Annotated in this window: 4 protein-coding genes and 1 pseudogene; all 5 read left to right on the top strand. The window is 33.0% G+C overall.

What is annotated here, in order from left to right; translation table 11 throughout:
• Positions 1–32: 32 nt before the first annotated feature.
• Entirely contained in the window at positions 33–173 is a 141-nt protein-coding gene (locus tag FC19_RS11355; RefSeq protein ID WP_268872817.1) for a Mor transcription activator family protein, read from the top strand.
• The gene (locus FC19_RS07915; RefSeq protein WP_057876445.1) at positions 170–550 is read left to right on the top strand and encodes a hypothetical protein; all 381 of its coding nucleotides are present in this window, start codon (positions 170–172) and stop codon (positions 548–550) included. The genes FC19_RS11355 and FC19_RS07915 overlap by 4 nt, the downstream gene beginning before the upstream one ends.
• 23 nt (positions 551–573) lie before the next feature.
• On the top strand, positions 574–1,047 hold the full coding sequence (locus FC19_RS07910; RefSeq protein ID WP_057876444.1) for a hypothetical protein: 474 nt from the start codon (positions 574–576) through the stop codon (positions 1,045–1,047).
• A 33-nt stretch (positions 1,048–1,080) separates the two neighbouring features.
• Complete coding sequence (locus FC19_RS07905; RefSeq protein WP_057876443.1) at positions 1,081–1,566, top strand: hypothetical protein; 486 nt, start codon at positions 1,081–1,083, stop codon at positions 1,564–1,566.
• A gap of 65 nt (positions 1,567–1,631) precedes the next feature.
• Positions 1,632–1,865 (top strand): annotated as a pseudogene (locus FC19_RS07900) (DNA repair protein RadC); the annotation flags it as partial.

Genomic DNA, 1,865 nt, shown 5'->3' with positions numbered 1-1,865 from the left:
TAACAATTCCGACTCATCTGTATGATAGAAAATTGGCTGCAAAGCAAGTAATGAGTAAATATGACGGCACTAATTCTCAATTTTTAGCAAGAAAGTATGGATATTCACAGAAATGGGTTATGAAGGTAATTCATCAAGCCAATACACAAAAAAAGGGAGATAGCAAAGAATGAATTTTGCAGAATTATTTGATTTTAATAATCGGGTAAAAGATGACATGGTCATGATCAAGACAGTCGATGGAAAAATAATAAGAAAACAAGTTAAAGCATCTTTTAATTGGATGGGAGGGATTTTTACAATCTTTTATGCATTGTTTAGTCAGAAATATAAAACAGCAGGTTTTGTGGCAAAGATAGCAATTCCATTCGTGATTGCGTTAGTTGCAAATATTGTTGTTTCAAGTGCAATGGGATCAGTTATCTATTTGATTTTTAATATAGCTGAGTTGGTGTGGTTTGGTTCAATGTATGATACTTGGTTTAAAAACCAATTGCTTGTCAATGGATTTGTTGAAGAAAAGAGTGAGACAGAGACAACTAAAAAATAATTTTTTAAGAAGAGGTAGTCGAAATGGATAGTAATATAAAGAAAGCCATTCAAAATCTGGACGCAATTGGGGCAATCATCATGATTGTATCTTTATTCGCAGGAAACTTTTATGCAGGAGATCCAGGTGGGGGATTAGTCTACAGCTTGTCTTATCCAGGTTACAAGCTGATTTTCAATAGTGAATATATGTTAGGAACTTTGTTTATTGTAGTACCCGCTTTGATTTTAGTTGTTGGACGTATAAAATCTTTACAACAGTATGAGAGTTTGCTTAAATTTGGTTTGCCAATTGTAAGTTTGATCTTTTTATTCGTTCTAAAAGGGCAACTTGGAGATACTGGTAATTATGGAGGCTCCGCATCATTTGCTTTGGGAGCATGGTTATTTGTGTTAGGAAACATATTGTCTCTTATAAGCGGAGCAGCACAATTTTTTCATATAGACCTTGAGAAGAAAATCAACGACATTATGCAGCAAAATAAAAGCAAAAAATAATATTCATTACTAGGTGAAATGTGGAGGTGGAAGATGTACTACGATATCAGTGATAAAGACTTAGAGAAAATTGAAAATTTATTGCAATTAAAGATTAGGACAGATTGCTACCAGACAAAATTTGAACACATAGATTTTAAATTGCCAGAATTTCCTGATAAAGAATTTCTTAAAGGTGTTCAAGATAAGGAGTTAAAGGAAGAAGTTCGGAAAATTGCATCAAATAATTCACGGATAGTTGTGTTTAAAGCTATCAGGCCGAACAATAAGAACCGTATTTATTGTTTTACGTTTATTAAAAACAGAGCGAATCAGAAATGGGAGTTTTCAACTAGAATTGCAAAAGGTGGTCTTACAAAGATGACAGATCGCTTGGAAACAGCAGCTTTCCTTGTTGGCATTTTTAACTTTCCAATTTTAACGCTAACATCTGGCTTAAAGATCGCAACTGTTGGACCAAGTTTTTTTAGAATGATGAGTTATGCGAATGTGGTTAATGATTATTTAAAAAGTAAATGAAAAGTACGAGACTTGGAGAAAAACCAAGTCTTTTTTTGTACCCAAATGTAGGAAGGAAGTTTCAAATGAACAAGAGCAGTAAGAAAAAAGTTTCCATTGTTAGTATTCAATTAGTTAAAAAGGGCAGTTTTCTATATGAAAGATGTAAATGTACAACACCAAAGACAGCGTATGAATTGTTTTCAAATTTCATTGAGAACAAGGCTAATGAACAGTTAATGGTAGCAACTCTTAATATTAAGGGAGAGCCAGTTAATATTTCAACAGTTCATATTGGAACAATCTCAAGATCAATTGCG

The organism is Liquorilactobacillus aquaticus DSM 21051 (genome assembly GCF_001436755.1).
Taxonomy (GTDB): domain Bacteria; phylum Bacillota; class Bacilli; order Lactobacillales; family Lactobacillaceae; genus Liquorilactobacillus; species Liquorilactobacillus aquaticus.
Note: the sequence above shows the minus strand (reverse complement) of the source record. Positions and strands in the feature narration are given on the sequence as shown.

Coding starts and splice junctions, on each gene's coding strand:
- FC19_RS07905 (WP_057876443.1), top strand. CDS start 1,081: ATGTACTACGATATCAGTGATAAAGACTTAGAGAAAATTGAAAATTTA.
- FC19_RS07910 (WP_057876444.1), top strand. CDS start 574: ATGGATAGTAATATAAAGAAAGCCATTCAAAATCTGGACGCAATTGGG.
- FC19_RS07915 (WP_057876445.1), top strand. CDS start 170: ATGAATTTTGCAGAATTATTTGATTTTAATAATCGGGTAAAAGATGAC.